The sequence below is a fragment of the Mesorhizobium sp. ISC11 genome (genome assembly GCF_037162595.1).
Taxonomy (GTDB): Bacteria; Pseudomonadota; Alphaproteobacteria; order Rhizobiales; family Rhizobiaceae; genus Mesorhizobium; species Mesorhizobium ciceri.
This window is the reverse complement of the sequence record NZ_JAVSPW010000001.1, coordinates 715,225-738,120: the sequence shown is the minus strand read 5'-3', so window position 1 is coordinate 738,120 and position 22,896 is coordinate 715,225. Positions and strand designations below refer to the sequence as shown.

Annotated in this window: 23 protein-coding genes; 8 read left to right on the top strand and 15 right to left on the bottom strand. The window is 63.0% G+C overall.

All coding sequences use genetic code 11. The annotated features are described in order from the left end of the window. Positions 1–69: 69 nt before the first annotated feature. Complete coding sequence (locus tag RPF88_RS03755) at positions 70–909, top strand: SDR family oxidoreductase (RefSeq protein ID WP_013530928.1); 840 nt, start codon at positions 70–72, stop codon at positions 907–909. Between the two features lie 47 nt (positions 910–956). Here the strand turns inward: RPF88_RS03755 and RPF88_RS03750 are convergent, their stop codons facing one another. After that, entirely contained in the window at positions 957–1,574 is a 618-nt protein-coding gene (locus tag RPF88_RS03750; protein WP_013530927.1) for an MOSC domain-containing protein, read from the bottom strand. A gap of 198 nt (positions 1,575–1,772) precedes the next feature. Between RPF88_RS03750 and RPF88_RS03745 the strand changes: the two genes are divergently transcribed. Next, positions 1,773–2,339 carry a methyltransferase family protein gene (locus RPF88_RS03745; RefSeq protein WP_064993838.1) on the top strand — a complete coding sequence of 189 codons (567 nt, stop codon included), beginning with the start codon at positions 1,773–1,775 and terminating at the stop codon, positions 2,337–2,339. Between the two features lie 10 nt (positions 2,340–2,349). Here the strand turns inward: RPF88_RS03745 and RPF88_RS03740 are convergent, their stop codons facing one another. The 4 genes from RPF88_RS03740 to RPF88_RS03725 all read right to left on the bottom strand — a co-directional run bounded on the left by RPF88_RS03740 (position 2,350) and on the right by RPF88_RS03725 (position 7,247). Then, positions 2,350–3,471: a beta-ketoacyl-ACP synthase III gene (locus RPF88_RS03740; RefSeq protein WP_013530925.1), complete on the bottom strand. Its 1,122-nt coding sequence runs from the start codon at positions 3,469–3,471 to the stop codon at positions 2,350–2,352. A gap of 144 nt (positions 3,472–3,615) precedes the next feature. Further along, a complete protein-coding gene (gene tam, locus RPF88_RS03735; RefSeq protein ID WP_337121720.1) occupies positions 3,616–4,383 on the bottom strand; it encodes a trans-aconitate 2-methyltransferase in 768 nt (255 codons plus the stop codon). Positions 4,384–4,426: 43 nt separating this feature from the next. Continuing rightward, positions 4,427–6,076, bottom strand: a complete 1,650-nt coding sequence (gene ettA, locus RPF88_RS03730) for an energy-dependent translational throttle protein EttA (RefSeq protein ID WP_013530923.1) — start codon at positions 6,074–6,076, stop codon at positions 4,427–4,429. A 163-nt stretch (positions 6,077–6,239) separates the two neighbouring features. Then, positions 6,240–7,247: a ribonuclease T(2) gene (locus tag RPF88_RS03725; RefSeq protein ID WP_013530922.1), complete on the bottom strand. Its 1,008-nt coding sequence runs from the start codon at positions 7,245–7,247 to the stop codon at positions 6,240–6,242. A gap of 183 nt (positions 7,248–7,430) precedes the next feature. Between RPF88_RS03725 and RPF88_RS03720 the strand changes: the two genes are divergently transcribed. From RPF88_RS03720 to RPF88_RS03710, 3 genes are all read left to right on the top strand, one after another. Beyond that, positions 7,431–8,363: an alpha/beta hydrolase gene (locus RPF88_RS03720; protein ID WP_337121719.1), complete on the top strand. Its 933-nt coding sequence runs from the start codon at positions 7,431–7,433 to the stop codon at positions 8,361–8,363. A gap of 99 nt (positions 8,364–8,462) precedes the next feature. Further along, the gene (locus tag RPF88_RS03715; RefSeq protein ID WP_337121718.1) at positions 8,463–9,638 is read left to right on the top strand and encodes a CaiB/BaiF CoA transferase family protein; all 1,176 of its coding nucleotides are present in this window, start codon (positions 8,463–8,465) and stop codon (positions 9,636–9,638) included. Beyond that, positions 9,635–11,284, top strand: a complete 1,650-nt coding sequence (locus RPF88_RS03710; protein ID WP_337121717.1) for a thiamine pyrophosphate-binding protein — start codon at positions 9,635–9,637, stop codon at positions 11,282–11,284. The genes RPF88_RS03715 and RPF88_RS03710 overlap by 4 nt, the downstream gene beginning before the upstream one ends. A gap of 209 nt (positions 11,285–11,493) precedes the next feature. Here RPF88_RS03710 and RPF88_RS03705 read toward each other — a convergent pair whose 3' ends face one another. Both RPF88_RS03705 and RPF88_RS03700 read right to left on the bottom strand, forming a co-directional pair. Then, on the bottom strand, positions 11,494–11,934 hold the full coding sequence (locus tag RPF88_RS03705; RefSeq protein ID WP_013530918.1) for a CHRD domain-containing protein: 441 nt from the start codon (positions 11,932–11,934) through the stop codon (positions 11,494–11,496). 154 nt (positions 11,935–12,088) lie between these two features. Beyond that, positions 12,089–13,372, bottom strand: a complete 1,284-nt coding sequence (locus tag RPF88_RS03700) for a cystathionine gamma-synthase family protein (protein WP_337121716.1) — start codon at positions 13,370–13,372, stop codon at positions 12,089–12,091. Between the two features lie 125 nt (positions 13,373–13,497). On the opposite strand from RPF88_RS03700, the gene RPF88_RS03695 reads away from it, so the two are divergent. Continuing rightward, complete coding sequence (locus tag RPF88_RS03695) at positions 13,498–13,956, top strand: Lrp/AsnC family transcriptional regulator (protein ID WP_063172506.1); 459 nt, start codon at positions 13,498–13,500, stop codon at positions 13,954–13,956. Positions 13,957–14,006: 50 nt separating this feature from the next. Here the strand turns inward: RPF88_RS03695 and RPF88_RS03690 are convergent, their stop codons facing one another. From RPF88_RS03690 to RPF88_RS03670, 5 genes are read right to left on the bottom strand one after another with little or no spacing between them, the layout of a single operon-like run. Then, positions 14,007–14,978: an ABC transporter substrate-binding protein gene (locus tag RPF88_RS03690; RefSeq protein ID WP_013530916.1), complete on the bottom strand. Its 972-nt coding sequence runs from the start codon at positions 14,976–14,978 to the stop codon at positions 14,007–14,009. Positions 14,979–15,018: 40 nt separating this feature from the next. Then, on the bottom strand, positions 15,019–16,173 hold the full coding sequence (locus RPF88_RS03685; protein ID WP_337121715.1) for an ABC transporter permease: 1,155 nt from the start codon (positions 16,171–16,173) through the stop codon (positions 15,019–15,021). Further along, positions 16,170–17,048: an ABC transporter permease gene (locus RPF88_RS03680; RefSeq protein WP_013530914.1), complete on the bottom strand. Its 879-nt coding sequence runs from the start codon at positions 17,046–17,048 to the stop codon at positions 16,170–16,172. The genes RPF88_RS03685 and RPF88_RS03680 overlap by 4 nt, the downstream gene beginning before the upstream one ends. Beyond that, positions 17,049–17,585: an endonuclease domain-containing protein gene (locus RPF88_RS03675; RefSeq protein WP_024501501.1), complete on the bottom strand. Its 537-nt coding sequence runs from the start codon at positions 17,583–17,585 to the stop codon at positions 17,049–17,051. Beyond that, positions 17,575–18,366 (bottom strand): ABC transporter ATP-binding protein, encoded by a 792-nt coding sequence (locus RPF88_RS03670; protein WP_013530913.1) that lies wholly within the window; start codon positions 18,364–18,366, stop codon positions 17,575–17,577. Before RPF88_RS03670 ends, RPF88_RS03675 begins: the two co-directional genes overlap by 11 nt. Before the next feature lie 142 nt (positions 18,367–18,508). Between RPF88_RS03670 and RPF88_RS03665 the strand changes: the two genes are divergently transcribed. After that, positions 18,509–18,919: a cupin domain-containing protein gene (locus RPF88_RS03665; protein WP_013530912.1), complete on the top strand. Its 411-nt coding sequence runs from the start codon at positions 18,509–18,511 to the stop codon at positions 18,917–18,919. 62 nt (positions 18,920–18,981) lie between these two features. On the opposite strand, the gene RPF88_RS03660 is transcribed toward RPF88_RS03665, so the two are convergent. The 3 genes from RPF88_RS03660 to RPF88_RS03650 all read right to left on the bottom strand — a co-directional run bounded on the left by RPF88_RS03660 (position 18,982) and on the right by RPF88_RS03650 (position 22,126). Beyond that, positions 18,982–19,317, bottom strand: a complete 336-nt coding sequence (locus RPF88_RS03660; RefSeq protein ID WP_337121714.1) for a hypothetical protein — start codon at positions 19,315–19,317, stop codon at positions 18,982–18,984. A 43-nt stretch (positions 19,318–19,360) separates the two neighbouring features. Next, the gene (gene hydA, locus RPF88_RS03655; RefSeq protein WP_013530910.1) at positions 19,361–20,812 is read right to left on the bottom strand and encodes a dihydropyrimidinase; all 1,452 of its coding nucleotides are present in this window, start codon (positions 20,810–20,812) and stop codon (positions 19,361–19,363) included. 63 nt (positions 20,813–20,875) lie between these two features. Continuing rightward, complete coding sequence (locus RPF88_RS03650; RefSeq protein ID WP_337121713.1) at positions 20,876–22,126, bottom strand: Zn-dependent hydrolase; 1,251 nt, start codon at positions 22,124–22,126, stop codon at positions 20,876–20,878. Between the two features lie 121 nt (positions 22,127–22,247). On the opposite strand from RPF88_RS03650, the gene RPF88_RS03645 reads away from it, so the two are divergent. Continuing rightward, on the top strand, positions 22,248–22,886 hold the full coding sequence (locus RPF88_RS03645) for a TetR/AcrR family transcriptional regulator (RefSeq protein WP_013530908.1): 639 nt from the start codon (positions 22,248–22,250) through the stop codon (positions 22,884–22,886). Positions 22,887–22,896: the final 10 nt, after the last annotated feature.

Below are 22,896 nucleotides of genomic sequence, written 5' to 3'. Positions count from 1 at the left end.
ATGCCCGAAAGCGGAGAAGCCTCCGCTTTCATCCAAAATCACGCCCGCAGGGGCAAGGACTCCAAGATCATGACAAACAAGGTTTGGTTCATCACCGGATCGTCGAAAGGCTTTGGCCGCGTCTGGGCCGAGGCCGCACTCGCGCGTGGCGACAGCGTCGCGGCCACCGCCCGCGATGCCGGCACGCTCGCCGATCTCGTCGAGAAATACGGCGACAGGGTTGCCGCGATAAAGCTCGACGTCACCGACAAGAAAGCCGTCGATGCCGCTGTCGCCGAGGCGCACAAGCGTTTTGGCCGGCTCGACGTCGTCATCAACAATGCCGGCTACGGCCATTTCGGCGCCATCGAGGAGGTCAGCGAACAGGAAGCTCGCGACCAGATCGAAACCAATGTCTTCGGCGCTCTGTGGGTCACTCAGGCCGCACTGCCGATCATGCGGGCACAGCGTTCCGGCCACATCATCCAGATCTCGTCGATCGGCGGCGTCAATGCCTTTGCCTCGCTCGGCCTCTACCACGCCTCGAAATGGGCGCTGGAGGCCTTCAGCCAGTCGCTCAGCATCGAGGTCGCGGAATTCGGCATCCATGTGACGCTGGTCGAGCCGGGCGGTTTCTCCACCGACTGGGCCGGGCCGTCGGCCAAGGTGTCCCAGCCGATCGAGGCCTATGCGCCCGCCCGTGCCAAGATGGCCGAGCGCCGCGCCAATTCGGTCGCCGGCGATCCAGACGCCACCGGGCCGGCCATGCTGGCCATTGTCGACGCCGCCGAGCCGCCGCTGCGGGTATTCTTCGGCGATGGCGGCCTGCCGATGATCAAGCAGGAATACGCCAACCGCATTGCCACCTGGGAGAAGTGGGACGACGTTTCCATCATGGCGCAAGGCGTGAAGAAGAACCGCAAGGGCTGAAGTCCAGCGCTTTTGCTGCGCCGCTCCATGGGCGGCGTAGCCGGCCCTCAGGCTTGATAAATCCACTGCTCCGGCACGCGCAGCGATATCTCTTCGCCTGCCCTAACCGTGCCTGGCTTCTCTACCCAGGCGACAATGCCGCGCAGCCGCTTCGCCGCTTTCGGGAACAGCAGCGCGCCGGCTTCGACGTCGGCCATTCCGGCGTTTTCGGCGATCGACCGGCCGGCGATGCGGCACGGGCCATTCTGCGCGTCGACCTTGACTGTCACGCCGCCCTTGAAGAACAGCAGCGTGCCGGACGGCAGCATGGAGAGGTTCGGCACCCCTTCCATCACCAGATTGGCGCCGATCCATTCCGGCTTGATCTCGGCCAGGCCCATGCGCTCGGCGACAACCGCCAGCTCGTCCGCTGCCACGATGGACAATTGCCGCTCGTTGCGCATTTCAGTGCCGCGCGGATACCAGGGCTCGCGCCCGCCCGAGCGCCGCGTCGGTCCAGCATGGAAATCGCCTGATATGCCGTCGAAACCCAGCCGCAATTCGTCCACCGGGCGCGTCTGAAAATGATCCGCCGACGCCACGTAAAGCGCTGCCGCCCTGGCGGCAAGCTTTCGCGCGGCGATGATTTCAACCGGCTTTTCAGCCTCGGGGAAGAGATCCGGCATGGCGTTCTTTCTATTCGTCATCCAGCGAATTAGCCGGGCGCGCTTCGCGGCGTCCAGTCGAAAGTGCTGATCGTCCGATCAACAGCACCGATAGGATCGCGATCACGCTTTTCTTACCTGTCATCGATCTCGCACCGCATTGCCGGCGCGCGGTGCCGGTTTCATAGTGACGTCCAGACGGTTTGCGGAGGCTGATCAATGCGACCTGTGACGGCAATCACGTTGCTTTGGTTGATCTGGGCAGGAAGCTGGGCCGTCGCCGCTTTGTGGTCCGACCCTGCCCAGAAGCGCGCCGGGTTCAAGGCGGAGGCCCGCTATCGGGGTCTCTGGGTAGCCGGCGCGGTGCTGCTGTTCATTCCGGCGCACGGCTATGAAGGCCGGCTCAGGCTGTGGATGCCTGATCTCCCCGAAGCCTGGATCTGTGTCGCCCTGATCGCCATCGGCATCGCCTTTGCCTGGTGGGCGCGCCTGCATCTCGGCAGGCTGTGGTCGGGCACCATCACCGCCAAGGCCGGGCACCGTGTCGTCAACACCGGCCCGTATGGCCTTGTCCGGCATCCGATCTACACCGGATTGCTGCTGGCGATCCTCGCCACCATGGCGGCCAAGGGCACCGTCTGGGGCATAGCCGGAACCGCGCTGCTCATCATCGGCATCGTGACGAAAGCCAGGCTGGAAGAAAATTTCCTGCGCGGGGAACTGGGCAGCGCCTATGACGACTATGCCGCGCGCGTTCCGATGCTGGTGCCGTTCGCACCAGCATGACGCGGCAGCCTCAAAGCATTCTCAGCAGCGCGCCGCCGATCGAATAGCCCGCGCCGAAGGCGCAGATCAGACCGAAATCGCCCGGCTTCATATCGGCGTGGTTCTCCGACAGCGCGACGATGGCCCCGGCGCCCGCCGTGTTGCCCAGCCGCTCCAGCACCATTGGCGCGCGGTCGTGATCGACCTCGTGGCCGAACGACAGCTTCAGGATCATCGCATTCATCCGCGCATTGGCCTGATGCAGCCAGAAGCGCCTGATCGCCTGCGGCGTCAGCCCGTGCTCGGCGAGGAATTCGACGATGAATTTCTGCCCGGCGACGGTGACTTCCTTGAACACCTTGTTGCCGACCTGCTTGATCAGATTGCCTTCCAGATTGATCATGTAAGGATCATCCTGGGCGGTGCGGGTATGGTAGCCCAGATTGGTGCGGATGTTGTTCGACATCTGCGTCCAGATGCGCGTGTCGAGCACCTCGAAGCGCCCCGGCCGCTTGTCGCCCTTGGCCAGGCCTTCGACCACCATCGACACCGAAGCGTCGCCGAAAATGAAATGCGTCTGCCGGTCGCGGAAATTGAGATGGCCGGTGATGATCTCGGGCGTCGTCACCAGAATGCGCTTGTGCGCGCCGGACCGCACCAAATTGACGGCGATGTGCAAGGCCGCCGCCGCCGAAGAACAGCCGAGCCCCATGTCGAAGCCTGCGCCCTTGGTGCCCAGCGCCTCCTGCATTTCGATGGCGATCGCCGGATAGGGCCGCTGGTGATGCGAGGCCGAGCAGATCACCAGGTCTATATCCGACGGCTGTAGCCCCGCATGCTCGAGAGCCTTCTTCGCCGAGGCGATGCCGAACTCGGCTTCGAGCGACAGCGCATCGTCGGGCCGAGCCGGAATGCGCGGCGACATGCGGGTCGGATCGAGAATGCCTTCGCGCTCGATCACATGACGGGTGCGCACACCCGAAGCGTGGACGATGAAGTCGCTATCCGATTTCGCCAGCGGCGGCTCGTCGGTGCCCAGGCGGCGCGCATTCTCCGCGTCGACCCAGGCATTGAAGCTGGCCACCAGCTCTTCATTGGTGATTGTGGGTTCGGGAATTTCAACGCCGATGCCGCTGATGATGACGCGATGCATATATCCAGTCCGTCCCATCCGCAGGCGTTGCGGGCTTCATGTGGGCGCCGGAACGCTCCGGCGCAACAGTTTTCTCACCGCGTCGGTTTACGCCGGCTTAAACCAAAGGTTTAGGCCGGACTGGTCCTCGTGCAACATGGATAATCAGGCCCGCTTGGCAACGATGAAGATGCGTGGAAAGCGCAAAAGCACCTTACCGCTAGCCGTTTTCGGATAGGCCTTGGCGATCTTGGCCGTGTAGCTTTCGAGGAACATCGCCCGTTCGTCGGAATCCAGCGGATCGAGGAACGGCTTCAGGCCCGTCGACTTCACCCATTCGACGATCGCCTGCGCATCGGCAAGCGGGTGGTTGTAGATGGTATGCCAGATATCCAGCCGATCACTGTGCGGCGACAGGAGGTCATAGTAGGACGACACCGGCGGCAACGGCCCGCGTGCCGCGCCCTTGAACTTTTCGGCAAACGGCATTTCGGCGGCGGTCTCGCGCATCAGGCGGTGCGAGTCTTCGCCCATATTGTCGGGCATCTGGACGGCCAGCGCGCCGCCTGGCGCGAGGAAACCCATCAGCCGCTGGAAGACTGCGGGATGCTCGGGCAGCCACTGGAACACCGCATTGGCAAAAATCACGTCGACCGACTCCGCCGGCTGCCATTTGGAGGCATCGGCCAGATCAAAGGTGACCTCGGGCAAGCGAGCCCGCGCCTTCTCGATCATGTCGGGCGAAGTGTCGAAGCCGCTCACCCCGGCATCCGGCCAGCGCCCGACAAGCAGTTCGGTCGAGTTGCCAGGCCCGCAGCCGATGTCGACGACCCGGCGTGGAAAGTCGACGGGCACCTGCGCCACAAGATCCCGCGCGGGCCGCGTGCGCTCGTCTTCAAATTTCAGATATTGGGCGGCGGACCAATCAGCCATTTGAGCTCCTCATGCCGGTTGAGATCGCCGCCCGGAACCCCCCCTACCGCGTCAGCCTCTTGTAGGTCATGCGGTGCGGGTTGACGGCATCCGGCCCGAGGCGGCGGATCTTGTCCTGCTCGTAATCCTCGAAATTGCCCTCGAACCATTCGACATGGCTGTCGCCCTCGAAGGCGAGGATGTGCGTCGCCAGGCGGTCGAGGAACATGCGATCGTGGGAGATGATGACCGCGCAGCCACCGAAATTTTCCAGCGCGTCTTCGAGCGCGGCCAGCGTTTCGGTGTCGAGATCGTTGGTCGGTTCGTCGAGCAGCAGCACATTGCCGCCGGTCTTCAACATCTTGGCCAAATGCACGCGGTTGCGCTGGCCGCCGGAGAGGTTGCCGACCTTCTGCTGCTGGTCGCCGCCACGGAAGTTGAACGACGCGCAATAGGCGCGCGTGTTGGCCTCGAACTTGCCGAGCTTGACCACTTCTGCGCCGCCGGAAATCTCTTCCCACACCGTCTTCGACGGATCGAGAGCATCGCGGCTCTGGTCGACATAGCCGAGCTTCACCGTTTCGCCGACGCGCACAGAACCCGCATCCGGCTTTTCCTGGCCGGTGATCATGCGAAACAGCGTCGTCTTGCCGGCGCCGTTCGGGCCGATGACGCCGACGATGCCGCCCGGCGGCAGCTTGAATTCCAAGCCGTCGATGAGCAGCGTATCGCCAAAGCCCTTCGACAGGCCTTCCGCCTCGATGACCACATTGCCGAGCCGCTCGCCATGCGGAATGACGATCTGCGTGTCGCTCGGACGCCGCTTGTCGGCTGCATCCAAAAGATCCTGGAAGGCCTGGATACGCGCCTTGGATTTGGTCTGGCGGGCCTTCGGGCTCGACTGGATCCACTCGCGCTCGCGGCCGATGGCGCGCTGGCGTGCATCGTCCTCGCGGCCTTCCTGCTTGAGGCGCTTGGCCTTGGCTTCGAGGTACTTGGTGTAGTTGCCCTCATAGGGAATGCCGCGGCCGCGATCGAGTTCGAGGATCCAGCCGGTGACATTGTCGAGGAAGTAGCGATCGTGGGTGATGATCATCACGGCGCCCGGATAGGCGCGCAGATGCTTTTCCAGCCACGCCGTGGTTTCGGCGTCGAGATGGTTGGTCGGTTCGTCGAGCAGCAGAAGGTCGGGCTGGCGCAGCAGCAACTGGCAGAGCGCGACGCGGCGGCGCTCGCCGCCCGAAAGCTTGGTGACTTCCGAATCCTTGGGCGGGCAGCCCAGCGCTTCCATCGCCATCTCGACCTGCTGTTCGAGGTCCCACAGGTTCAGCCGATCCATCTCGTCCTGGAGCTTGGCCGACTCGTCGGCCGTCTCGTCGGAATAGTTCATCATCAATTCGTTGTAGCGCTCGATGATGGCGGTCTTGGCGGCGACGCCTTCCATGATGTTTTCGAACACGGTCTTGTCCGGATCGAGCGCCGGCTCCTGCGCCAGGTAGCCGACAGTGGCGCCTTCGGCGAGCCACGCTTCGCCGTTCCACTCCTTGTCGAGCCCGGCCATGATCTTGAGGATCGTCGACTTGCCCGAACCGTTGGGGCCGAGGATGCCGATCTTGGCGTCCGGATAGAAGGAGAGATGGACATTCTCGAGCACCTTCTTGGTGCCATAGGCCTTGTTGAGGCCGGCCATGTGATAGATGAACTGGCGTGCCACGCGCGCTTCCCTGAAAAACCGACTGGATTTGTCGAATTGAATGGAGGTTGGCCGCTATGTAGGCGATGCGGCGGCGAACGGCAATCGCTTTTGCCAGATCAGGCCAATCACACGGACAAGTGTGGACCGCTGCTCGTGCAGTCTGGGGGCTGTTCAGCAGCCCTTACTGGAACCCGATAGCGTCGACGGTGCCGGTCGGGCAGCCTGCCTTGTTGGTCGGCACCGAAGCCAGCAGCAGGTCCTTGAGCGCGCTGTTCGGGCCGATCGGGCCGGCGAGGCCGAGGGTCAGTTCGCCGATCAGCCGCCTGCCGCTCGACGGATCGATGACGCAGGAAACGCGCACGCGGTCCCCTGCTCCCGCCCCGAAGGCAGTATCGAAAGCGCCGCGGATCTGGTCGGCCGTCAGCTTGCCGCCGATGTTCTTGGCAAAGAGATCGCGCACCGGCGAACTGTTCACCGCGCGCATCAAATTCAGCGCGTCGGAGAAATAGTCCTGCTGGCTCTTGCCGTAGCAGGTGCCGTGCTTGATCCATTCATGCCGTTCGAGATGGGAGGCCGTTCCAGGCATCACCTGATCGAGTTCCGTGCGGGTGTTGGCGTCAAGATTGACCGGCGGCAGGTCTTTCCAGTGGGCCGGATTGTCGTTGGCCTTGTCGCTCGCCGTCGCCTGGCAATAGAAATTGCCATTCGGCTGCGGCCACAGGCCGTGCAAGGTGAAATGCGTGGCGTCGAAATCGCCGGCACTTTGTGCCCTGCATTCGGTCTTGTTCGACTTTGTCTCGCAAAACGCCGGCTGCCAGCTCAGCGCGAAGACGTATTCGGGCTTCCCCGATGCCGCCGGCTTGCCTTGCCCGTCAGGCGCGGCCGGCACGGTCGCCGCGCTGCTGCCGGAAACATGGCCGCAGCTGACCTTCACCCAGCGGCGCTCCGGATCGGCGCCCGGCACCAGGATGAGATAATGCGTCGGCGTATCCTTGTTGCCGGCAAGCAATTGATAGCTCTGCCCGGCATCGGTCGAGACATTGCCGGGGTTCTTGCCGTTCTTGATCGCTTGCGTCGCCGGACAGGCGGCGTCGGCGACGAAGCTGCCGCTCATCTTCACATCGGCATGCGCGGCCCCGGCCAGCGACGCCGCCAACATGGCCAATCCGAAAACGACACCGATGCGCATGGAGAATCCCCGGCTGAAGAAGTGGGCGACAGACTGAAGCTGTCTCCATGTCAGAATTGCGATATTTTGCTGACCGAACGCAAGAAACATCGTCGCGAAAAGCGGGTTTGCCGGATTGACGCATAATGTGGGCCGGCGCAAACAAAGCCAACGACGACAAAAGCAAGGGCGGGACCAGGCGGCATGTCATTCAGCCAGCAGCGCGTGGTTGCCTCGCCGACCGGTGCCGAGCTCAATCTTTTCGTCAGGCAGGCCGATGGCCGGGCACGCGCCGTCGTCCAGATCAATCACGGGCTAGCCGAGCACGCAGCGCGCTATGCCCGCTTTGCCGATTTTCTTGGCTCGCGCGGTTTCGACGTCTATGTCCACGATCATCGCGGCCACGGCGCGACCAAGGCGTCCGACGCTCCGCTCGGCAGGTTCGCCGACAGGGACGGTGCCGCCAAGGTGATCGCCGACGTCGACGTCATCCATGATCTCATCGCCCGCGAACGGCCGAACAGACCGGTCATCCTGTTTGGCCATTCGATGGGTGCGTCGGTGGCGCTGAACTACCTGTTGCGCCACTCGCCACGCGTTCACGCGGCAGCAATCTGGAACGGCAATTTCTCCCAAGGCCCGCTTGGGCAGCTTGCGCTCGGCATCCTTGCCTGGGAACGGATGCGGCTCGGCTCCGACGTGCCATCGCGCCTGCTGCCGAAACTCACCTTCCAGGCCTGGGGCAAGGCGGTGCCCAATCACCGCACAGTGTTCGACTGGCTGTCGCGCGACGAAGCGGAAGTGGCGAAATACATTGCCGATCCCTTGTGCGGTTGGGACGCTTCGGTGTCGATGTGGCGCGACGTCGTCGGTATGGCGCTGAACGGTGGCAAGGATGCCGGCTTTGCCGGTATCCGGCGCGACCTGCCCGTCAGCATCGTCGGCGGCGAGAAGGATCCGGCTTCCGACTATGGCAAAGGGATCACCCATCTTGCCAATCGCATGCGCAAGATGGGCTTTTCGAATCTGGTTTCAAAGGTTTACGCCGACACCCGCCACGAAAGCCTGAAGGAGGTGAATCGCGACATTATCATGGATGATTTCGCCGCCTGGGCCGACGAAGTCCTCAAAGCGTGACGGATTGGCCCATTGCAAGAGCCGTGACAGCCGTTGCAGGGCTTGATAGAGGCTCTGCTTTCGCAGCAATCGCAGTGATTGCGGCAACCACGGTGATCCATGGCTGAGCCCCCGCTGAAAGGCGTCCGCGTCGTCGAACTCGCCCGCATCCTTGCCGGGCCATGGGCCGGGCAGTTGCTTGCCGATCTCGGCGCCGATGTCATCAAGGTCGAGAGCCCCGATGGCGGCGACGACACCCGCAAATGGGGCCCGCCCTTCGTCATGGGCAAGGACGGCGAGAACCTGTCGGCCGCCTATTACCATTCCTGCAATCGCGGCAAGCGCTCCATCGCCATCGATTTCTCGACCCCGGAAGGCGCCGAGACGGTGCGCCGGCTGGTCGCCACTTCGGACGTGCTGATCGAGAACTTCAAGCTCGGCGGCCTGAAGAAATACGGCCTCGACTATGACAGCCTGCGCAAGATCAACCCGCGCCTCGTCTACTGCTCGATCACCGGCTTCGGCCAGGACGGTCCGTACGCACCGCGCGCCGGCTACGACTTTATCATCCAGGCCATGGCCGGCATGATGTCGATCACCGGCGAGGTCGGCCGCGAGCCGCAAAAAGCCGGCGTCGCCATCTCCGACATCTTCACCGGCCTTTATTCGGTCATCGCCATCCAGGCAGCACTGCGCCATGCCGAGCAGACCGGCGACGGCCAGCATGTCGACATGGCGCTTTTCGACACCCAGATCTCGGCGCTCGGCAACCAGAATTTGAACTATCTCGTCTCCGGCAAATCGCCGGTGCAGATGGGCAATGCGCATATGAACATCGCCCCCTACGAGGTGGTGCCGGTCCGGGATGGGCACATCATCCTTGCGGTGGGCAATGACGGCCAGTTCGCCAAATTCTGCGCTGCCGTCGGGCTGGACGATCTGCCGACCAATCCCGACTTCGCCACCAATCCCGCCCGGGTCGCCAACCGGGCCAAGTTGCGCGAACGCATGGTCGAGGCGCTGAAGGTTTTTGATCGCGATCCGCTGCTGGCAAAGCTCGAAGCGGCCAGCGTGCCGGCGAGCCCGATCAACACGATCGGCCAGATGTTCGCCGACCCGCAGACGATCGCGCGCGGCATGCGGCTCGACCTGGACGACGGCCATGGCAATCTTCTGCCTTCGGTGCGCGCGCCGATGGTGATGTCGGGCACGCCGCTGGTCTATGAGCGCCCCTCGCCGCGCCTGGGCGAGCACACGCAAGAAATCCTTGCCGAACTGGAGAAGTCTGGACAATGAAGACCGGCGGACAACTCATCGTCGACGCTCTCGAAGCCAACGGCACCGACCGCATCTACTGCGTGCCCGGTGAATCCTATCTGGCGGTGCTCGACGCGCTGCACGATTCAGCGATCCGCACCATCGTCTGCCGCCAGGAAGGCGGTGCCGCCATGATGGCCGATTGCCACGGCCGCCTGACCGGCAAGCCCGGCATCTGCTTCGTCACCCGCGGCCCCGGCGCCACCAATGCCTCGGCCGGCATCCACATCGCCATGCAGGATTCGATACCCGTCATCCTGTTCATCGGCCAGGTCGCCGGCCACGCCAAAGAGCGCGAGGCTTTCCAGGAGGTGGATTACAAGAGGTTCTTCGGCGACATCGCCAAATGGGTAGTCGAGATCGACGACGCCTCGCGCATCCCAGAATTCGTCACCCGCGCCTTCGCCGTGGCGACATCGGGCCGTCCCGGCCCAGTGGTGATCTCGCTGCCCGAAGACATGCTGACCAGTGTCGTTGAAGCGCCCGTCGCCTTGCCGCACACACCGGTCGAAACGCGGCCCGGGGAAGCCGAACTCGATGCGCTTGAGAAATTGCTGGCCAAGTCCAAGCGGCCTTTCGTCATCCTTGGCGGCACGCGCTGGGACGCCGAGGCGGTTGCACAAATGCGCGCGATCGCCGAGGCCTGGTCGCTGCCGGTCGGCTGTTCCTTCCGCCGCCAGATGCTGTTCGATCATCTGCATCCGAACTATGCCGGCGATGTCGGCATAGGCATCAACCCGAAGCTGGCCACAGCGATCAAGCAGGCCGACCTCGTGCTGCTGATCGGCGGCCGCATGGGCGAAATGCCCTCCTCGGACTACACGCTGCTGAAAAGCCCCTACCCGGCCCAGACACTGGTCCATGTCCATGCCGATTCCGGCGAGCTCGGCCGCGTTTACAGGCCGGCATTGGCGATCAACGCCTCGCCGTCCGCCTTCGTCGACGCTTTCGCCAAACGCAAGCCGGCCTCCGCACTCGTCTGGGCAGCCGAGACGCCAAAGCTGCATGCCGCCTATCTCGACTGGTCGACACCACCCGAAAGCGGCCCCGGCCCGGTCCAGATGGGCCCGATCATGAACTATCTCGAAAAGATGTTGCCCGACGACGCCATTCTCACCAACGGCGCAGGCAATTACGCCACCTGGGTGCATCGCTTCCATCGCTTCCGCCGCTTCGCCACTCAAGGTGCGCCGACGTCAGGCTCGATGGGCTATGGCACGCCTGCGGCAGTCGCCGCCAAAGAGCTGTTTCCAGAGCGCACCGTGGTCGCTTTCGCCGGCGACGGCTGCTTCCTGATGAACGGGCAGGAATTCGCCACTGCCGTGCAATACGACCTGCCGATCGTCGTCGTCGTCGTCAACAACGGCATCTACGGCACCATCCGCATGCATCAGGAGCGCGAATATCCCGGCCGCGTGGTGGCCACCGACCTCAAGAACCCCGATTTCGCGGCTCTCGCCCGCGCCTATGGCGGCCATGGCGAAACGGTCGAGAAGACGGCGGACTTCGCCCCGGCCTTCGAACGCGCCCGCGCCAGCGGCAAGCCGGCGATCGTCGAGATCCGGCTCGACCCCGAAGCGATCACCCCGACCCGGACGATGACCCAGATCCGCGACAAGGTTTGAGAGCCGACCGGGGCAAGTCGAGTTTCTTCACGTCCCCTCTGCCCTGCCGGGCATCTCCCCCTCAAGGGGGGAGATTGGCAGTTTCGTCGTCTCGCCCTTCTTCCAACACTGGCGATTGGCGAAACCCGAAGTACATTCGATCTCCCCCTGGAGGGGGAGATGTCCGGCAGGACAGAGGGGGCGCTGTCCCGCCAACCTTCAACGGTCAGCTACTTCGCCTTCTCGATCTGGCCGCGGACCTCCCCATTCGGGTTCGCTTTGGTGTGGACGTTGACGTAATACTTGCCGGCCTCAAGGTCAGCCGCCTGGGCATCAGTGAGCGTCTCCGACCCCTTGATCGGGCTCTTGAGTTTTTTGAACGGGATGACAGGGTCGGCGTTTTCACCCATCGCCGCAGGGCCATGGATATGCGCGGCCGTCGCCGGTCCGCTGAGGCCGGAATATTTGACGTTCCAGTTGAGCTTCTTCTTGGTCGTGTCGAAGGTGAAAGTGGCCGTGCCCTTACCCTTCGTGGTGACGGGCGGGCTCTGCTGGCTGCCGTCTAGTGTCGCCTTGAACTTTTCCATGGCTGCCAGGGCCGGCGATGCGAACAGGAAAGCGGTCGAAATGGCCAGCGCCGACAGCGCCGGTAAGAAGGATTGGGTGCGCATGAAGAACCTCCGATTGACTGTGCACGCGTCGCGGCTCCCCGGCGCGCGCATGCGCCAACGGAACGGCCTGGCGGCACAATGTATCCAACCACACGTTTTTGTGATGACGTATAGAGATCCTAGGGGCCGTCCTGTCCGGCTTTAGCGATAGCGGTCAGACCGCCGCCAGCGCCTGCGTCAGGTCGGCGATCAGATCGTCCGGATGCTCGACGCCGATCGACAGCCTGACCGTGGTCTCCAGCACGCCGATGCGCTGGCGCACCTCGAAGGGAATGCCCGAATGGGTCATGGCCGCGGGGTGACTGGCCAGCGATTCCGTTCCGCCGAGGCTCACCGCCAGCTTGAAGATCTGCAATCCGTTGAGGAAGGCGAAAGCCGCCTTCTCCCCGCCCTTGATGTCGAAGGAGAAAGTTGATCCGGCGCCGCTGCATTGCGCCCTGTAGGCGCGGCCGGCCGGCGTATTCTCGCCCAGAAACGGCAGGTAGTGCACCTTGTCGACCTTGGCGTGGTCGCGCAGGAATTCGGCGACCAGACGAGCATTGTCGTTGGCCCGCTCCATGCGGATCGACAGCGTCTCCAGCGAGCGGCCGAGCATCCAGCAGGAATGCGGGTCGAGCTGCGTGCCGATCGCGCCGCGCAGCGCCTTGATCGGCTTGGTGATAGCCTTGCTGCCCATGGCGGCACCTGCGATCAGGTCGGAATGGCCGCCGACATATTTGGTCAGCGAATAAACCGACACGTCGGCACCATGTTCGATCGGCCGCTGGAACACCGGACCCAGCAATGTGTTGTCGCACACGATGATCGGCGTTGACCCTTGGCTCGCGCCGATCTCGTCGGCGATCTTGCGCATCAGCGCGAGGTCGACCAGGCTGTTGGTCGGGTTTGACGGCGTCTCGATCAGGATGACCGACACGCGGCCTTTCGCGACGGCCGCGTCGGCGGCCGTGCGCACCGCCGACTCATCCACGCCATCCGCGAAACCGACAGCACCGATGCCAAAACCGGAGAGCGTGCGCGTCAAAAGCGTCTCCGTGCCGCCGTAGAGTGGCTGCGAATGCAGGATGACGTCGCCCGGACGGGCATAGGCGAGCAGTGTCGTGGCGATCGCCGACATGCCCGATGAAAACAGGATACAGGCATCCGTCCCCTCATAAATCGCCAGCCGGTCCTCGACGATCTCGCTGTTGGGATGATTGAAGCGCGAATAGACCAGGCCGGAGGCGGTGCCGCTCGGCGGCTCCTTCCTGCCGGATGTGTAGTCGAAGAAGTCGCGTCCCTCCTCCGCCGACTTGAACACGAAGGTCGAGGTCAGGAACACCGGCGGCTTGACGGCGCCCTCCGACAGCTGCGGATCGAAGCCATAGCTCAGCATCAGCGTCTCCGGATGGAGCTTGTGGTTGCCGATATGGGTTTTCGACGGGCGTGGCGCGGTCATGGCTTTTCCTGCCTGTTCGAGTGAAATAGTGAACGGCAATTTATGCGATCTCGTTCCGCCAGTCCTTGCTATTTTTGGGCTCACATGGCTGCATCCCCGCAACAAATTGCCTGGAGAGACCGAAAGTGCAGCAGAAGATAGCCGACGATTTCGACCTGAAAATCCTGCGTGAGCTGCGGGCCGACGCCCGCATCACCAACAACGAGCTTGCCGAGCGCATCGGCCTGTCGCCGTCGCCCTGCCTGAGGCGTGTGCGGCGGCTGGAGGAGACCGGGGTCATCAGAGGCTACACCACGCTGGTCGATCCCTCAGCCTTCGGCTGGAGCATGGTCGCCATCGCCACCATCCGGCTCAGCCGCCAGAACGAAGACGAGATCGTGATGTTCGAGGACGCGATCCGCGGCTGGGAAGAGGTGCTGGAATGCCACCTCGTCACCGGTTCGCGCGACTATGTGCTAAAAGTGGTGACGGGAAGCCTCGAACAATACGAGCGCTTCATCAAGGAAAAGATCGCGCGGCTGCAATGCGTCGCCTCGATCGAGACCAGCTTCGTCATGAACACCATAAAGGAACGGCGCCTCTGACATTTCTGCCGGAGGCGCCGCTTTCTGGATAGATATGTTGCCGGCTAGGCTTACTTGACCGCTTTGTCGGTGATGGCGGTGGTGTAGGCGCCGGTCGGCTCCTTGGTGATGATCTTCTGGTCGAGCAGCGCCTTGGCGGTGCGCTCGTAGGTCGCCGGGTCAAGCTTGCCGTCGGCATTGTCGATCAGCTTGGCGACTTCGCTCATCATGCGCTTCTGGTGGTTTTCGTCCTGGCCGCCGCCGTCCATGACGATGCCTGCGGCTTCGTCATTGTTGTCGATGGCGTATTTCCAGCCCTTCATCGAGGCGCGCACGAAACGCACCATCTTGTCTTCGAAGGCCGGATCCTTGAGCTTGTCTTCGGACGCATAGAGCCCGTCCTCGAGCAGGTCGTTGCCCATGGCCGAGTAGTTGAACACGGTCAGCTGTTCCGGCTTGTAGCCGGCGTCGATCAGTTGCCAGTACTCGTTGTAGGTCATGACCGAGATGCAGTCCGCCTGCTTCTGGATCAGCGGCTGCACGTCAAAACTCTGCTTGAGCACCGTGACGCCGTCCGGGCCGCCCTCGGTCTTCAGGCCGAGCTTGTTCATCCAGGCGTAGAACGGATACTCGTTGCCGAAGAACCAGACGCCGAGCGTGTGACCTTTGAAGTCGGCTTCGGTCTTGATCGGGCCGTCCTTCGGGCAGACCAGTTCCATGCCGGCCTTCTTGAACGGCTGGGCGATGTTGACCAGCGGCACGCCCTTTTCGCGGGCAGCCAGCGCACCGCCCATCCAGTCGACGATAACGTCGGCACCACCGCCGGCGATCACCTGCTCGGGCGCGATATCGGGACCGCCCGGCTTGATGTCGACGTCGAGACCCTCGGCCTCATAGAAACCCTTGGCCTTGGCGACATAGTAGCCGGCAAACTGGGCCTGCGTGACCCATTTCAGCTGCAACGTCACCTTGTCGGCGGCCATTGCCTGGAAAGCGGCAAGCGACATCGCGCCAGCCAGAACGGGAATAATCAGTCTTTTCATTTTGTTACCCTCTGAAGTTAGTGCCCTAAACCCACCGCCCCTATCCACCACGGACAGAGGGATGCCAAAACGTGACGGCTCTTTCGACAAGAGCGACCACGCCATAAAAGACCGAACCCGCAAGTGCTGCAACTGCGATTTCGGCCCAGACCATGTCGATGTTCATCCGCCCGACCTCGGTCGAGATGCGGAAGCCCATGCCGACGACAGGCGTGCCGAAGAACTCGGCAACGATGGCGCCGATCAGCGCCAGCGTCGAGTTGATCTTCAGCGCGTTGAAGATGAAGGGAGCTGCTGCCGGCAGCCGAAGCTTCAAGAGCGTCGGCCAGTAGCCCGACGCGTAGGTGCGCATCAGGTCGCGCTCCATATGGCCGGAGGCGGCCAGACCGGCGACCGTGTTCACCAGCATCGGGAAGAAGGTCATGATGATGACCACCGCCGCCTTGGACTGCCAGTCGAAGCCGAACCACATCACCATGATCGGCGCGACGCCGATGATCGGCAGCGCCGAGACCATGTTGCCGATCGGCAACAGGCCGCGTCGCAGGAACGGCACACGGTCTGCGAGCACCGCGGTGATGAAGCCGGCGCCGCTGCCCACGACATAGCCGAAGATGACCGCCTTGAAGATGGTCTGGCGGACATCGGCGCCGAGCACCGGCAGCGAACCGGCGATGCGCGCGCCGATGGCACTTGGCGGCGGCAGCAGGATGAAGGGTATGCCGGCCCCACGCGTCACCGCTTCCCAGATGATCAGGATCCAGGCGCCGAAGATGGCCGGGATGATCAGGCGCAGCGCGGTGCGAGCCCATTTGGCGAAGGGACGCAATGATGACAGCACCGCCACGCAGCGCCAGCCAAGCAGCCATGCGGCGGTGAGCAACAGGAAGAACGGCGTCCGCGCCAGGCCTTCGAAACCGGTGATGCCTCCAATCAGCAGCCACGCGAGCAAATGCGCGCCGATGAAAAGCACAACGGCTTCGACGATGGACGGTATTCTGGCCATCGAGATCAAAGCAGCGACAAGCAGAACGCCGAAGATCAGCCAGGTCGTCGCCACATAGGGATATATCAACGTCCCTGCAGGCTGCGCCAGTGGATCGACTTTCGGCGCGGCGATCGGGCCGAGCGCCACTTCGATCAGGCACAGCACGATCGCCAGCACTGCCTGCCAGGAGGGTTTCAGCCAGTTCATGCCGGCCTCCCGCCCATGGCGCGGTCGACGAGGCGCCCGGCAATGCCGACCACCATGACCAGAAGGGCGGCCACCACTGAGCCAGCAACCAGCGCCGACCAGATGTCGATGGACTGGCTGTAATAGGCGCCGGCGAGCAGCTTGGCGCCGATGCCGGCGACAGCGCCAGTCGGCAGTTCGCCGACGATGGCGCCGACCAGGCTTGCCGCCACCGCCACTTTCATCGAGGTGAACAGGAACGGCACCGAAGCAGGCACGCGCAACTTCCAGAAGGTCTGCGCGCGACTGGCATTGTAGGTGTGCATCAGGTCGAGATGCATGATCTCGGGCGAGCGCAGCCCCTTCACCATGCCGACAGTCACCGGGAAGAACGACAGATAGGTCGAAATCATCGCCTTCGGGACGAGCCCGCTGATGCCGATCGCCCCCAGCACGACGATGATCATCGGCGCCACAGCCAGGATGGGAATGGTCTGCGAGGCGATGATCCACGGCATCAGGCTGCGGTCGAGCGTCGCCACATGGACAATGCCGACGGCGATGATGATGCCGAGCGCCGTGCCGAAAGCGAAGCCGAGCAGCGTCGACGAAAGCGTCACCCAGGCATTGTAGACCAGGCTGCGGTTGGAGGTGATGGGCCGCAGGAAGGTGTTCTCGAAGAAATTCACCGCCACCTGGTGCGGCGCCGGCAATGTCGGCTTCGGCTGCGACAGCGTCTTGCCGATGAGTTCGCTGAACGTGGATGTTTCACCGGCGCGACGATCGAGATCGCGCTGGAACGGCGTGTTGAGGATGACGGCGAAGACATACCAGAGCGCGATCACGCCAACGAGGATGGAGGTGACGGGAACGAGCTTGTCGCGGAAGGTGTCCATCTAGCGGGCCTCAGCCGACTGGCGCCCTCCTCTCCCCAACGGGGAGAGGATGGCCGGAGCGAAGCGGAGGTCGGGTGAGGGGGTGGAAATCTTTCCGTCAAGGCAAGCCAAGATCGTATCCAGGACCGCTCGACGTTCGGCCAAAACCTCATGATTCCAGAACCGGGGAACCGAATAACCTTGTCCGTTCAGCCAAGCTGTCCTGGAAGGGTCGGTTGGAGAATCTGCGTGCTGACTACCATCAAGTTCGACAATCAGGCTTACCTCGCGACAAACAAAATCCGCGATGAACGGTCCAAGCGGCACTTGCCTCACAAATTTGTAGCCATTGAGATGACGGCCTCTCAGTTCCCCCCAAAGCCTGTATTCAGCCTCGGTCTCGTCAACCCGCAGCTTTCGGGCGCGAGCGGTTGCCCCGACCTTTCTCTTGGTCGGATCCGTCGGCGCCGCCCCCTCACCCGACCTCCGCTTCGCTCCGGCCACCCTCTCCCCGTTGGGGAGAGGAGGGAGCCCGTCGTTTGCTCCCTCAATCGTCATAGCTGTGCCCCGCGCGCAGCCCGTCCCGCACCCGCGCTGCGATCGCCAGAAACTCCGGCGTCTCGCGGATGTCGAGCGGCCGCTCTCTCGGCAGCGTCGATTCGATGATGTCGCTGACACGGCCCGGGCGCGGCGACATGACGACGATGCGCGTCGACAGATAGACGGCCTCCGGAATGGAGTGGGTGACGAAGCAGATGGTCTTGTTGGTGCGTCCCCACAATTCCAGCAGCTGCTCGTTGAGATGGTCGCGCACGATCTCGTCCAGCGCGCCGAACGGCTCGTCCATCAGCAGCAGGTCGGCGTCGAAGGCCAGCGCACGGGCAATCGAGGCGCGCTGCTGCATGCCGCCCGAGAGCTGCCAGGGATATTTCTTCTCGAATCCAGAGAGGTTGACGAGGCCGAGCGTGCGCTTGATCCGCTCGCCTTGCTCCGCCCTGGATAGGCCCATGATCTCCAGCGGCAGCCCCACATTGCGCTCGATGGTCCGCCACGGAAACAGCGCCGCCGCCTGAAAGACATAGCCATAGGCGCGTTTCTCGCGCGCCTGCTCTGCTGTCATGCCATTGACGGAAATCGCCCCCGAGGTCGGCTTCTCCAGATCGGCGATGACGCGCAGCAGCGTGGTCTTGCCGCAGCCCGAAGGCCCGATGAAGGAGACGAACTCGCCCTTGCCGATGGTGAGATCGACATTGGACAGCGCCTGCACCGGCCCGTCATTGGTCTGGAAAGTCAGCCCGAGTTTGCTTGCCGCGACGACGGCTGGCGAATTCCCCGTCATCGGTTGCCGCCTGCCTGTTTCCGTTCCCGCGGCGGCTGGAATCCGATTGCTTTTATCGCGATGTTGTTTTCCACTTGCCCTGTCCCATTTGGCCCTGTCCCTCTGACCTTGTCCCACGCGATCGACGCCCGGAGTTTCCCCGATGTCGCCCAAACCCACTTGTCATCTTATCCGCCCTGAAAGCACTTATGAAGGCAAGCAGGGGCTGACCTATTTCGCCGGCATTGCCGCCGAGACCGTCGGTGCCTCCGGCATCTGCATGCACATGCTCACCATGCCGCCCGGCGCCCGCGCCAAGGCGCATATGCACGAGAGCCACGAGACGGCGATCTATGTGCTCTCCGGCGAAGTTCACACCTGGTATGGCGACCGGCTCGAGCATCATATCGTCGTCAAGGCCGGTGATCTCTTCTACATCCCCGCCGGCGTGCCGCATCTGCCGGCCAACCTGAGCGGCGCCCCGTCCTCTGCCGTCATTGCGCGCACCGATCCCAACGAACAGGAGAGCGTCGTCCTGCTGCCGGAACTGGATGCGCTGGTCGCCGGAAGCTGACTTCGCCGGGCTAGGCGCCCGTCGGCCAATTGCTAGAGGTTTGCGCCCGCCAGCTTCGGCAATCATCGGCACCGAGACACTTCCCCATAGACGGTGCCGTCCGTATCCGCGATCACCAGTTTCTTGGCGTTCTTGGTGCTGTGCTTGATGATGAAGGTGGCGGGCGACTTGCCCTCTTCGCCTTCGGCCTCGCACTCCGCCTTCACCACAAGCGAGCCGTCGGCCTGGACCCTCTTGCCGGTGAAGGTGCAAGCGCTCGTCGCCGTGATGAAGTCGGTATTGGTTAGAAGCAGCATGTCCTCGGCGTAGACTTCCTGGCCGTTCTTGTTGATGCAGCCGGACTTGTTGCCATAAGGTTTGGCCAGGTCGATGCTGGCCGCCGACACTTGGCTGGCCACCAGAACCAAAACTGCCGCGAAAAGAAGTCCCCCGCGCCGCACCTCAAACCCCGGTCGCCGGGATGCCGGTGCGTTCCACCTTGCGCGGCGCGGAGATTTCCTTCCACGTCGACAGCGCCCGGTTAACGGCCGCATTCGGCTCGCGGCCGACGAATTCACCATGGCCGGGCTTGGTCTTGACCTCGGACTCCTGGATCGACAGTTCGCCACGCGAGAACACGAACCGCGGCAGGCCGGTCACCTCGAAACCCTCGAAGACATTGTAGTCGATCACCGATTGCTGCTTCTTGGACGAAATTGTCTTCTTGCGCTTGGGATCCCAGACGACGATGTCGGCGTCGGCACCCTCTACGATGGCGCCCTTCTTCGGATACATGTTGAGGATCTTGGCGATGTTGGTCGAGGTCACCGCGACGAACTCGTTCATCGTCAGCCGGCCGGTGTTGACGCCTGTGGTCCACAGCACCGGCATGCGGTCTTCAAGCCCGCCGGTGCCGTTCGGGATCTTGGTGAAATCGCCGACGCCGTTGCGCTTCTGTTTGGTGGTGAAAGCGCAATGATCGGTCGCCACCACCTGCAGCGAACCCGCCTGCAGGCCGGCCCACAGCGAGTCCTGGTGCGATTTGTTGCGGAAGGGCGGGCTCATCACGCGGCGCGCCGCATGGTCCCAGTCCTTGTCGAAATACTCGCTCTCGTCCAGCGTCAAATGCTGGATCAGCGGCTCGCCGAACACCCGCATGCCCTTCTGGCGCGCCCGGCGGATCGCTTCATGGCTCTGCTCGCAGGAGACATGCACGACATAGAGCGGCACGCCGGCCATGTCGGCGATCATGATGGCGCGGTTGGTCGCCTCGCCTTCCACTTCGGGCGGCCGCGAATAGGCGTGGCCCTCGGGGCCGTTGTTGCCGGCAGCCAGCAGTTTCTGCGACAGTGCCGCCACCACGTCGCCATTCTCGGCATGAACGAGCGGAAGCGCGCCGAGATCGGCGCAGCGCTGGAACGACGCATACATCTCGTCGTCGTCGACCATCAGCGCGCCCTTGTAGGCCATGAAATGCTTGAACGAGGTGATGCCCTTGTCGACGACCGTGGCCATCTCGTCGAACACCTGCTTGCCCCACCAGGTGATCGCCATGTGGAAGGAGTAATCGCACGACGCCTTCGAGGTCTTGTTGTCCCACATCTGCAAGGCTTCGAGCAGCGACTGCTGAGGCGCCGGCAGGCAGAAATCGACCACCATCGTCGTGCCGCCGGAGAGCGCCGCGCGCGTGCCGGATTCGAAATCATCGGCCGAATAGGTGCCCATGAACGGCATTTCGAGATGGGTGTGCGGGTCGATGCCGCCCGGCATGACGTAGCAGCCGGTGGCGTCGAACTCATGGTCGCCATGCAGGCCCGAACCGATGGCGACGATCTTGCCGTGCTGCATCAGCACATCGGCCTTCCAGGTGCGGTCGGCGGTGACGATGGTGCCGTTTCGGATGACTTTGGTCATTGACTGTTCCCTTGTTCTCTTCGCGCTTCTTTACGAGCGTCGTTTGGAAGGTGGATTCTAAGCTCACTCCACGATGACAGCCGTCTCCACCACCGCGTGGAACAAGACATCGGCACCCGCCGAAGCCCATTCCTTGGTGATCTCTTCGGCCTCGTTGTGGCTGAGGCCATCGACGCAAGGGCACATCACCATGGCGGTGGGCGCGACGCGGTTGATCCAGCAGGCGTCGTGGCCGGCACCGGAAACGATGTTGCGATGGGAATAGCCAAGGCGGTCGGCGGCATCGCGGATCGCCTTGACGCAGCCGGCATCGAAAGTCACCGGATCGAAAGCGCCGACCTGTTCGATCTCGCAGCGGATGTCGAGTGCATCGCAGATCGTGTCGATGCCTTCGCGGATGCGGCCATCCATCGCGTCCAGCACTTCCTTTTCCGGCGAGCGGATATCGACGGTGAAGACGGTGCGCCCGGCGATGATGTTGCGCGAATTGGGATAGACCTCCATGTGGCCGACCGCGCCGACGGCATCGGGCTGGTAGTCCATGGCGATCTCGTGCACCAGTTCGATCACCCGCGCCATGCCGAGCCCGGCATTGCGGCGCTTGGGCATCGGCGTCGAGCCGGTATGGGCTTCCTTGCCGGTCAGCGTCACCTGCAGCCATTTAAGGCCCTGGCCATGGGTGACGACACCGATGTCGATATCTTCGTCCTCGAGGATCGGACCCTGTTCGATATGCAGTTCGAAGAAGGCATGGATCTTGCGGTCGCCGACCTTCTCGGGGCCTTTCCAGCCGATGCGCTCCAGTTCCTCGCCGAATTTCTTGCCCTGCTTGTCGACATGCCCGTACACATCGGCCTGGTCGAGCACGCCGGCGAACACGCCGGACGCCATCATAGCCGGCGCGAAGCGCGAGCCCTCCTCGTTCGTCCAGTTGGTGACGACGATCGGATGTTTGGTCTTGATGCCGAGATCGTTGAGCGAGCGCACCACTTCAAGCCCGCCCAGTACACCGAGCACGCCGTCATACTTGCCGCCGGTCGGCTGCGTATCGAGATGGCTGCCGACATAGACCGGCGGCAGGCTGGGATCGGTGCCTTCGCGGCGGGCAAACATCGTGCCCATTTCATCGACGCCCATTTCGAGCCCGGCCGCATCGCACCAGCGCTTGAACAGATGCCGCCCTTCGCCGTCTTCGTCGGTCACGGTCTGGCGATTGTTGCCGCCGGCAATGCCGGGGCCAATCTTCGCCATCTCCATGATGGAATCCCACAAACGGTCTGAATTGATTCGCAGATTCTCGCCGGGTGCGGCCATCTCGAGTTCCCATCTACACCAGGGGTCTTGTCGCCCCTTGAGTGATTTACAGCTTGACCGTATGGTCAGCTTTTAAACTACACAACCTGACCAAGCGGTCAACTAGAATCTTGGGGTAGACATGGCAGAACCCACCCGCCCCATGCGGCGACAGGAGATCCGCCGAGAGAATGAAAAAACCATTCTCGTCGCTGCAGAGAAGGTGTTTGCGGAGGCAGGGTTTGGCGGCGCCACGATGCAGTTGATTGCGGATCTGGCCGGACTGCCAAAGGCAAATCTCCACTACTATTTCGCCACCAAGGAAGAGCTTTACCGGTCGGTCGTTCAAAACATCTTTGAAATCTGGCTACAGGCGGCCAATTGCTTCGACGCGGCGCGCGGGCCCATAGACGGCATCAGTGCCTATATCGACGCCAAGATGGAAATATCACGCCGCCATCCGGACGGCTCGAAGGTCTGGGCCTCCGAAGTGATGCACGGGGCGCCGGTGCTTCAGGACTATATGGAATCGACGCTGCGCGAATGGACCGACGGCCGCGTCGAGATCATCAGGCGCTGGATCGAGGAAGCCAAGATGGACCCGGTGGATCCGCGCCATCTGCTCTATATGCTTTGGGCTACGACCCAGCACTACGCCGATTTCGGCCATCAGATCGAGACACTCAATGGCGGAAAACCTCTGTCCGACCGGCAATGGCGGGAAGCCAAGGAAAATATCAAGCGGGTGATCCTGACCGGGATCGGTGCGTTGCCCGCCTGACTGTAATGGT

Coding starts and splice junctions, on each gene's coding strand:
- RPF88_RS03680 (WP_013530914.1), bottom strand. CDS start 17,048: ATGGACACCTTCCGCGACAAGCTCGTTCCCGTCACCTCCATCCTCGTT.
- RPF88_RS03720 (WP_337121719.1), top strand. CDS start 7,431: ATGTCATTCAGCCAGCAGCGCGTGGTTGCCTCGCCGACCGGTGCCGAG.
- RPF88_RS03745 (WP_064993838.1), top strand. CDS start 1,773: ATGCGACCTGTGACGGCAATCACGTTGCTTTGGTTGATCTGGGCAGGA.
- RPF88_RS03700 (WP_337121716.1), bottom strand. CDS start 13,372: ATGACCGCGCCACGCCCGTCGAAAACCCATATCGGCAACCACAAGCTC.
- RPF88_RS03715 (WP_337121718.1), top strand. CDS start 8,463: ATGGCTGAGCCCCCGCTGAAAGGCGTCCGCGTCGTCGAACTCGCCCGC.
- RPF88_RS03690 (WP_013530916.1), bottom strand. CDS start 14,978: ATGAAAAGACTGATTATTCCCGTTCTGGCTGGCGCGATGTCGCTTGCC.
- RPF88_RS03665 (WP_013530912.1), top strand. CDS start 18,509: ATGTCGCCCAAACCCACTTGTCATCTTATCCGCCCTGAAAGCACTTAT.
- RPF88_RS03650 (WP_337121713.1), bottom strand. CDS start 22,126: ATGGCCGCACCCGGCGAGAATCTGCGAATCAATTCAGACCGTTTGTGG.
- tam (WP_337121720.1), bottom strand. CDS start 4,383: ATGGCTGATTGGTCCGCCGCCCAATATCTGAAATTTGAAGACGAGCGC.
- RPF88_RS03705 (WP_013530918.1), bottom strand. CDS start 11,934: ATGCGCACCCAATCCTTCTTACCGGCGCTGTCGGCGCTGGCCATTTCG.
- hydA (WP_013530910.1), bottom strand. CDS start 20,812: ATGACCAAAGTCATCCGAAACGGCACCATCGTCACCGCCGACCGCACC.
- RPF88_RS03685 (WP_337121715.1), bottom strand. CDS start 16,173: ATGAACTGGCTGAAACCCTCCTGGCAGGCAGTGCTGGCGATCGTGCTG.
- RPF88_RS03710 (WP_337121717.1), top strand. CDS start 9,635: ATGAAGACCGGCGGACAACTCATCGTCGACGCTCTCGAAGCCAACGGC.
- RPF88_RS03750 (WP_013530927.1), bottom strand. CDS start 1,574: ATGCCGGATCTCTTCCCCGAGGCTGAAAAGCCGGTTGAAATCATCGCC.
- RPF88_RS03755 (WP_013530928.1), top strand. CDS start 70: ATGACAAACAAGGTTTGGTTCATCACCGGATCGTCGAAAGGCTTTGGC.
- RPF88_RS03645 (WP_013530908.1), top strand. CDS start 22,248: ATGGCAGAACCCACCCGCCCCATGCGGCGACAGGAGATCCGCCGAGAG.
- RPF88_RS03675 (WP_024501501.1), bottom strand. CDS start 17,585: ATGACGATTGAGGGAGCAAACGACGGGCTCCCTCCTCTCCCCAACGGG.
- RPF88_RS03740 (WP_013530925.1), bottom strand. CDS start 3,471: ATGCATCGCGTCATCATCAGCGGCATCGGCGTTGAAATTCCCGAACCC.
- RPF88_RS03725 (WP_013530922.1), bottom strand. CDS start 7,247: ATGCGCATCGGTGTCGTTTTCGGATTGGCCATGTTGGCGGCGTCGCTG.
- RPF88_RS03670 (WP_013530913.1), bottom strand. CDS start 18,366: ATGACGGGGAATTCGCCAGCCGTCGTCGCGGCAAGCAAACTCGGGCTG.